Genomic DNA, 7,403 nt, shown 5'->3' with positions numbered 1-7,403 from the left:
AAAGACAATACTAATTTATATTATTTCGTATGACAACTTGACAGGGACTAGCACAGATAGCAAAAGGGCACTAGGCTGTTTTTTGTGAATAATTTGGGACTCACGTATGCGCTGCTGGAAATAAAGCTATTTCCAATCCCCGGCATCTAAATCAAAGTCTTTAAAATGTTCACGTAAAAGATAATCTAAATCAGCGCCTGAAGGATCAGAATTTCCACCGTCCGATCCATATAGAATAATATTTTCAGGACCTGATGATTCTAGTTGATAATGTACAGTAAGTCCAGGTTTTCGGCCATTAAAATCCCTTCCAACAGTTAAAGAAGGTAAATCGGTTCCAGTATTCAAACTATTGGCAGATGCAGGAGCCACAGGAAAGAATACAGTAATCAGTAGACCAAAAGTTACTAAGATAAAGCCTTGCACAAAAAATTTTTTCATTAAGTTTTCCTCCTAAGGAATAATTTTTACATGATTGAACCCGTAATACTAATGTTTTTACCATTCCCGGATTTAAAATGTTACGAGCTACTAATCCTATTTAATGTTTGAAGCTATTTCCAGCTGTAAAAATGGTGAGTAGAATTCAGTGCCGAATTCAGATATCAAAGCTATTTTATCAGAGTCAACAACTGTAAGTAAAAATCTCATTATCAAAAAATTTAATACAACATTTTTAATCTTTGCCTAAAAATCTCTTCCCTTCTCAAATCTTTGCGTCCGAAAAACTCAGAGATTAAAACTAACTAAATATTTAGAAGTGGCGTAATTATAAGCTCATTTTTTTAATAGCGCTGACTAGTGAGCAATCTGAGCTGACGTAAGTTAAGTAACAATTCTAACGTAAAATATTTTAAAAATTCTAATAAATTCGCCAATAGATTTCACCATGATTATTAAACTAGCAACTTCTGCGCTATTCTTTGTTATTTTAAAAAACTAATAAATACTAAAAACATCCTCAAATCATTCAAAGGAGACTATAATCCCAATACTTTCCAAAGGAGTGCGCTCGAATGTCCAGAACAAGTGAATTTTCCCAGGAAATTATTTCAATCAAGTACTTTTAGATGAGAGGGACCAAGAAATGCGAAATGATAGGTTTAGAAAACACAAAACAACGATATATATGTATTGTATAGAAGGAATATTATATTCAATAATGATATTGTTGAACTGCGAATGGGATATCAATAGATTTATTTTTGTTTGGAACAATCTCTCATGGTATTTAACAGCAAACTTTTTGTTCTTATATCCGTTAGAATGCTTTATGGCTAAGAAATTGATTACTCAACATAAGGCAATGAGAAGAATAAGCAGAATTAAAAAATCAAGACAAGGAACAGTAATCGGATATTTACCACTTTGGGGTGGTTCAATGCCACTTGAAATGATTGAAAACCAACGGGGCCTTTCTTTTGAACAAGTAGTTTTGGGTTCTGCGATTGTATTAGGGGTGCTCAACGGTCCCTTTCTTTTGATAATTAGCTTATTTATTGATAAGATTCAAAACCACATGAAATTAATGAAAGAAATAATAAAGCACTCGTAAACCCGGATTATTCATCAACAGTTTTTACTCACAAATACAGTCTGAACCATTTTTTCCTGGTTTCGACTGGTCTATTTAACCCACATAGCAAATCGTTGTTCTTAAATAATTATCATTAGACGATGCGTCAAGGAGGTTTCTCGAATGCACGATAACTTGTATGTAAAAACTATAAAAAAATATTTCACGTAAATAAGAGCATTTCTACTTCCCAAATTTTGAAAGCAAATGAAATTGGTGCCAATGCCTTTATCTATTTGTATTTCTATACGGTATTCTCCAGCCTGTTGCTTACCATACTTTCGGTATGGATCCCACGTCGCCAACTATTTGGTATTACGCTCCTCCTGAATATCATTATCATCGTCTTATTGATCGGTAGTCTTTACGTTCATCAGTCATTATCTCTTCTTGGGATTAAGTTCCACGTTCAAAACCAAAACACTAGATCACTACTAGTTTCATCTATCAAACGTACCGCTCTAGTCTCAGTGGTCTTCTGGCTGATTATCTTAGTTCTAAACCAGCTTACTTTCTATTCATCTATACTAGCTACCATTGAAAATCCTCAAAGTTATTTAGCAGCCCTTGTCTTCGGAACAGTACTTGGGCTAACTTCGTTTTTTCAAACATCAGGAAAAAATCATAAACGAGAAGAGAGGCTCTTATTCGGTAGCGCCGAATAAGAGCCTCTCTTCATGTTAAGCGCAGGGACCTGCTTGGCAAAGCACGTTTCAGAAGCCGCAGGTATTCGCCATTGCTCCGCGGGGAAAACTTACGAACCAAACCACCTCGTCAGCCCCCCCTCAGCTCAACCTCTCCCCAAAAATAAAAAAGGCGTCATCGCCCAATCGACAGTGACGCCTCCCCCACACACTCAGTGAAACATCGAACTAAAAATTGCCGCCAAAGGAACCAGTAACCACCAATACCCGGCGAAAAATTCCCAGAAGTTCATCGGGTGGCGACGCATCTCATCATTCGTCGGTCGGCGGTCCGTCACCCGATCAGTGTCGTCTGCTACAGCTTCTACTCGTTCGCCCCCAACCAACTCATTCAAATCAACCTCAAATATATTTGCCAAGCTCACCAGCGTATTCAGATCCGGTGCCGTTTCTCCTTGCTCCCACTTTGAAATCGACTGGCGGGTCACAAATAGCTGACTTGCCAACTGCTCCTGCGACAAGTTTCTCTGCCGGCGTAATTTAACCAGTTGCTGTTTAAACAAATTCTCCATGTGACTTCCCTCCCTTATGTTTGACCCTATCATACCCACTCCCTCAGATACTGACTAGCAAACAACTGTTCCAAGCCGCACTTTGCCCGGGCTAGTTGCGCCCGTCATGGTTGCAGAACAGGTTGCGAATCCCGGTAAATCAATATTATCAGTTTTAGCACCAAAAACGACCACCACAAGATCAAGGGGTGGTCGTTTTACAATTGAACTTAATTTTCATCCTTTTCCGGCTGCACAGATGGATGCGCCGTAAACCATTCCGTCATATCATCAAGCCGTTGAATCCGCAAGCTGGGTAGCCCGTTGCGAGACACGCCATGGAAACTCTGCGGGTAACGAATAAAGTCGGCATCGACCCCGTTGCGTTTGACCGCCGTGAAGTATTCCTCGGACTGACTGATGGGGCAACGCATATCCCACTCGCCATGTAGCAAGCGGACCGGTGTCGTCACGTTTTGTGCGTAGGCAATTGGCGACTGCTTCCAGTACGAGGCCACGCCACCCTTATCGAAGAGGTCCGTACCCAGCTCGATTGGATTAAAGTAAAAGCCGATGTCGCTGGTCCCAAATAAGCTAATCCAGTTGGTTACCGAACGTTGTGACACAGCCGCGGCAAAGCGATGCGTGTGCCCAATCGCCCAGAGCGTCATGAAGCCACCATACGACCCGCCGGCAATATATTGGCGCTTAGGATCCAACGCCGGGAATTTTTCCAGCGCCGCGTCAAGGCCACCCATCACATCGTGGTAGTCGTTCTCGCCGTAATGGCCATTCACATCATTTTCATACGTCTGACCATAGCTGGTCGACCCACGTGGATTGAAGAAAACAACGCCAAACCCACGGCTGGCGTGGACTTGAAATTCATAGAAGAAGGTCTCGCCGTAGTTAGCGTGCGGACCACCGTGAACGTACAGTAGAACCGGTTGCGTCGCCGCCTGCGTTTGCGCCGGTAAATACCAGCCTTCTAACGGTTGTCCATCGGCAGCCTGATACTCAAAATGTTGCGGATGAGCGAACTCATGTGTGCCCTCGTAAGCGGCGTTCGGGTCATAGACGACCTTTTCTTGGCCACTCACCAGGTCCAATTTCACCAGTTCACTCGGCTTATCCTGATAAGAAACGGCGAGGATCACATGTTCAGCATCGATCACGTCGAAATCGACAATCTGGCGGGCCGTATTGTCAACCAACTTCACGCCGTCATCCCCGGCTACGTACAACTGGCTGTGGGCGTGGAAAGCCGCGGCAAACACGATGTGGTCGGCATCCAACCACCGCGCCAGCTTACCCTCCGGCTGCTGCACGAAGTCGCCGGCAAAGTCTGGGACCAAGTCCGCCTGCAGGTCCGGTGTCAAATTCGCCAACTCGCCGGTCTCGCGGTTCGCCACGTACAGTTTGGACACCGTCTGCTCACCGAATTCGCCATCGTTACCGACTAAGGCTAACTGATGACCATCTGGCGAAAAACTGGCGTCACTGAAGCGCCCAGTAGGCAATGTTGCCGTCAAATCAACGACATCCCCGGTTGTCATGTCAACACAGTAGGCCCCGTGCGCAAAATCACGGTCATTTTCGGGCTGATCGTCCTGTAAGATGGCCACGAACCGACCGTCAGCGCTCACGGACGTTAAAATAAAATCATTGGCCTGCTGGAATAACTCCTCGACCACGCCGGTCGCTGGCACGAACCGCCGTAACCGGTACGTCACGTCCAGTGGTAACCAGCCATAGCCGTCCGCCTTGTTGATCAGGCGCTCCACGTGACGCGTCTGTGGAAAAGCTTGCGGACTTGGCAACTTAGGCTGTTCAGCCGTTTCGGTCGTCTTGAAGAAGACACTTGACCCATCGGCCGTAGCCAATACCGTGTTAACGGCCTCGGCTGGCGTCGTGGTCGTCACTAACTGGGGCTCGCCACCGGTAACGGGCACTTGAAAGAGCTGCGCCTTGGCATCGCCAATGTTAGCCGCAAAGAAGACTTGGTTCCCCACCACAGCGGGTTGGACGTTTAACTTTCCATTGACCGCAACGACCTGTTGATGGCCGGCGTCGTCAACGCGATTGAGTTGCGTACGGTAACCATTGCTGACCTGATCCACACTATTTTCAACGAAGATATACGACTGATCTACCGCTAACGGTTGCGACACTGATTTTAATTTAAAAAGATCCTGGGCACTGACTCCTTGTGGCATACACATCGCTCCTCAGCTTAATTTCTCATTATATTCTCATTTGATTGTTTTTCATGTTAGCCTAGTCGCCAACCGATGTCAATTGCCAAGCTGAGTTTGCCCCGAAATTGTTCCGATTGCCCGTCCCCGTCAACCGGGGGCGAACAAAGCATGGTAGACTAAATACAACTATAAGATAAGGAGTGATTTGCTATGAAAATTGCAATTGCGGGCGCTGGTGCCATGGGGTGTCGCTTTGGCGTGAAGCTACAAAATGCCGGCAACGACGTGACTCTGATCGATAACTGGGCGGACCACGTGGCGGCCATCAACACAACCGGTCTCACCGTCACCGCCGATGATGGTACCGATCACGTGACGGCTATGACCGCCGCTGCACCGCAGGATGTGACCGACCACTTTGACCTCATCATTCTCTTCACGAAGGCCATGCAGATGGACCACATGCTGACGGAGCTGGGCGATGTGCTGAGTAATCAACCGGTCGTGTTGACCCTTGCCAACGGTATCGGCAACATCGAAACGATTGAAAAACACGTGCCGAAGAACCGCGTCGTGGCGGGAACCACCATCTGGTCCTCCAGCCTCACCGGTCCGGGCCACATCACGGTCACAGGGACCGGGAGCATCTCGCTACAGGCCATCGTACCAAACGAGTTCCCCGACCTACCAGACGTGCTGAACACCTTTAACGACGCGGGTCTCAACGCTAGCGTGGCCGAAGACGTCTTGGCTGCTATTTGGAAAAAGGCTGGCCTCAATAGTGTCTTGAACACCTACTGCACTCTGTTCGACTGCAACATCGGCGAGTTTGGGGCCCTGCCTAACTGGCGAACACTCAACGATGCCGTGCTCGACGAATTCCAAGCCGTCGCCGATGCCGCTAAAATTCATTTCGACGCACAGACCGTGACCGAGCTCATTGCCGCCCAATTCGATCCGACGACCAACGGCGGCCACTATCCGTCCATGCACCAGGATATGGCCAAGCACCGGCCAACCGAAGTGGATTTTCTGAACGGTTACGTGGCGAAATTAGGCGCCCAACTCAACGTTTCTGCCCCCATCAATGCCAACCTCGCTCAGCAGATTCACGCTAAGGAAAGCCTGTTAGGTATCTAACGGAAAATTCATTACACCACGTTCTGTGGTTTTGCTACTATATGTAGAAAAAGTGCCTTTCACTCCCCAATATCTAGTTGTAATTTCCGTCCATTCATCGTAACATAGACTTATACTCATTTTGACCGAACGTAGAAATTAATTAGATTTCCGTTCCAAAAGGCTTGGAGGGCTAAAGACGATGGACGTTTTAAGAAGATCACAGACCACGATGCATCCCGGCGGACTGACCGTGGAAAACTTAGCTGGAGAGCACGCTCCGTTTAACTCACGTAAGATTCACGCGGCGTTAACGGGGCTCACCAACGACCCCACAGTCGTCCACCGTGTTGAAAGCCTGATTGTTGCCCAACTTGCAGGCTTTGACGTCGTTGCGACTGGGACGATCGAATCGACCGTAGTGGAGACGCTAGAACAGCTTGGCTACCAAAATATGGCGAAAAACTACCGGAAGCGACAACACGCTTAGTGGGATTTTGAAATTTATAACGAGATGAAAAGAAACGGTATCGTAGCGAAGACCGCCACAATACCGTTTTTCATTTACCTACTTTTTTCACTGTTAACTACTTACCCAAGAAGCGCTTCTTAATGTAACTTGCACCCCATAGGGCCAGTGTTACCAATAACATCACTTTGAAATCCATTGCGAAACTAAATACTAGGAATGAAAATAATCCAAACACTATACATAGACATATAATCCGAACAATCTTTTCCATTATCGTTTTCTCTTGTCTTTCTTACCCTTACGTTTTGCATTTATACAATCAACAATAAGAACATCTATGAATGATAGCGCAACGCCAATAATTGATATTATTGAGATGCGTATATAATTAGTTAAGTAATAATGGCCCTTGGTAAATAGATCTATTGGGCCTTTTATGCCAAAAGTTACTATGAGGATGACTATTGTTAGTAACTCTATACTTTCAAAATAACTGGTAAATTGTAATTGATATCGATTGTACAATTTCTTCATTATCCCTATGTCCTTTTAGAAGAATATGAGAGAGATGGCCTTTGCTGTGACACCTGCCCAGTAATTGCTAAAACCAGCATTCTTAAGTGCGGACTTTAAACCAATCTTCCCACTCTGATCCATGTTGGTAAGCATTACTTTTGGTGCTTTTTACGTTTGTGCCTTTCGTATAGGCATTCGATTGCTAGGATTATTCCGAAAAACGCTAAACCACTGAGAAAGGACGTTGCTGCTGTTTGAAGGTACTTGAGTAAGTGTCAATAGCGGCGTAGAAATGTTGGAAAATGGCGGTTTAAAAATGTAGGTTTT

6 protein-coding genes are annotated in these 7,403 nt (G+C 45.5%); 3 read left to right on the top strand and 3 right to left on the bottom strand.

Annotated features, from left to right (window positions below):
- Positions 1-126: 126 nt before the first annotated feature.
- Positions 127-441 carry a hypothetical protein gene (locus FC99_RS03920; protein WP_048734128.1) on the bottom strand — a complete coding sequence of 105 codons (315 nt, stop codon included), beginning with the start codon at positions 439-441 and terminating at the stop codon, positions 127-129.
- A gap of 646 nt (positions 442-1,087) precedes the next feature.
- Here FC99_RS03920 and FC99_RS13920 point away from each other — a divergent pair.
- Positions 1,088-1,555 carry a hypothetical protein gene (locus FC99_RS13920; RefSeq protein ID WP_048734124.1) on the top strand — a complete coding sequence of 156 codons (468 nt, stop codon included), beginning with the start codon at positions 1,088-1,090 and terminating at the stop codon, positions 1,553-1,555.
- Between the two features lie 877 nt (positions 1,556-2,432).
- Here the strand turns inward: FC99_RS13920 and FC99_RS03905 are convergent.
- Positions 2,433-2,792, bottom strand: a complete 360-nt coding sequence (locus FC99_RS03905; protein WP_048734117.1) for a helix-turn-helix domain-containing protein — start codon at positions 2,790-2,792, stop codon at positions 2,433-2,435.
- 209 nt (positions 2,793-3,001) lie between these two features.
- Positions 3,002-4,987 carry a S9 family peptidase gene (locus tag FC99_RS03900; protein WP_048734115.1) on the bottom strand — a complete coding sequence of 662 codons (1,986 nt, stop codon included), beginning with the start codon at positions 4,985-4,987 and terminating at the stop codon, positions 3,002-3,004.
- Between the two features lie 192 nt (positions 4,988-5,179).
- On the opposite strand from FC99_RS03900, the gene FC99_RS03895 reads away from it, so the two are divergent.
- Both FC99_RS03895 and FC99_RS03890 read left to right on the top strand, forming a co-directional pair.
- Complete coding sequence (locus FC99_RS03895; RefSeq protein ID WP_048734113.1) at positions 5,180-6,109, top strand: oxidoreductase; 930 nt, start codon at positions 5,180-5,182, stop codon at positions 6,107-6,109.
- A 181-nt stretch (positions 6,110-6,290) separates the two neighbouring features.
- Positions 6,291-6,578: a hypothetical protein gene (locus FC99_RS03890; RefSeq protein ID WP_048734110.1), complete on the top strand. Its 288-nt coding sequence runs from the start codon at positions 6,291-6,293 to the stop codon at positions 6,576-6,578.
- The last annotated feature ends 825 nt before the right edge of the window (positions 6,579-7,403 follow it).

Origin of the sequence: Levilactobacillus koreensis JCM 16448, assembly GCF_001435525.1 — a bacterium.
GTDB classification, from domain to species: Bacteria; Bacillota; Bacilli; order Lactobacillales; family Lactobacillaceae; genus Levilactobacillus; species Levilactobacillus koreensis.
The sequence above is the reverse complement of the archived record's forward strand: the minus strand, read 5'-3'. Positions and strand labels throughout refer to the sequence as shown.

What these genes read in the sequence shown, in the direction of transcription:
- FC99_RS03920 (WP_048734128.1), bottom strand. Translation starts at nt 441, where the DNA reads ATGAAAAAATTTTTTGTGCAAGGCTTTATCTTAGTAACTTTTGGTCTA.
- FC99_RS13920 (WP_048734124.1), top strand. Translation starts at nt 1,088, where the DNA reads ATGCGAAATGATAGGTTTAGAAAACACAAAACAACGATATATATGTAT.
- FC99_RS03905 (WP_048734117.1), bottom strand. Translation starts at nt 2,792, where the DNA reads ATGGAGAATTTGTTTAAACAGCAACTGGTTAAATTACGCCGGCAGAGA.
- FC99_RS03900 (WP_048734115.1), bottom strand. Translation starts at nt 4,987, where the DNA reads ATGCCACAAGGAGTCAGTGCCCAGGATCTTTTTAAATTAAAATCAGTG.
- FC99_RS03895 (WP_048734113.1), top strand. Translation starts at nt 5,180, where the DNA reads ATGAAAATTGCAATTGCGGGCGCTGGTGCCATGGGGTGTCGCTTTGGC.
- FC99_RS03890 (WP_048734110.1), top strand. Translation starts at nt 6,291, where the DNA reads ATGGACGTTTTAAGAAGATCACAGACCACGATGCATCCCGGCGGACTG.